The sequence below is a fragment of the Brucella sp. 22210 genome (assembly GCF_052045675.1).
Classification (GTDB): domain Bacteria; phylum Pseudomonadota; class Alphaproteobacteria; order Rhizobiales; family Rhizobiaceae; genus Brucella.
This window is the reverse complement of the sequence record NZ_JBQEPD010000174.1, coordinates 1-454: the sequence shown is the minus strand read 5'-3', so window position 1 is coordinate 454 and position 454 is coordinate 1. Positions and strand designations below refer to the sequence as shown.

Sequence of the window (454 nt, the reverse complement as noted above, 5' to 3'; positions counted from 1 at the left end):
GCCGACGCGGTTGGCAATCTGATCGGCATGTCGAAATACGCCGCAAACGTGGCCATTTTCTCGCGCAACGTAATTCTGATCTATTCGCTCGAAGCAGACGCGATGCAGAGCGAAATCGTACAGGTGATCGACAATACAGGTACTATAGCACCGCGAAGCATCGTCGATTACGGCGCGAATGACGTGTTCTATCTCGATGAAACAGGCGTTCGCTCGCTCCGCACCCGCGAAGCTTACGACGCTGCATACGCCAGCGACATCGGCAGCGCTTTTGACAGCTTCATTCAGGAACTTATCGCCGAAGTGGGAAACAAGCTCACCTCGCAGGCGTGCGCGCTGATTGAATCCCGAGACGGTCGGTACATGCTGGCTATCGGCAGATACATCGTGGCGCTGTCGCAGTTTCCTGCATCAAAAATATCCGCATGGTCGTATATCGATTTTGAACAAACCA

At 53.5% G+C, this 454-nt stretch carries 1 protein-coding gene; it reads left to right on the top strand.

From position 1 onward, the window contains the following. Positions 1 to 27 precede the first annotated feature (27 nt). On the top strand, positions 28 to 454 hold a 427-nt coding region (locus tag ACTJKP_RS27210; protein ID WP_440632879.1), incomplete at its 3' end, for a hypothetical protein.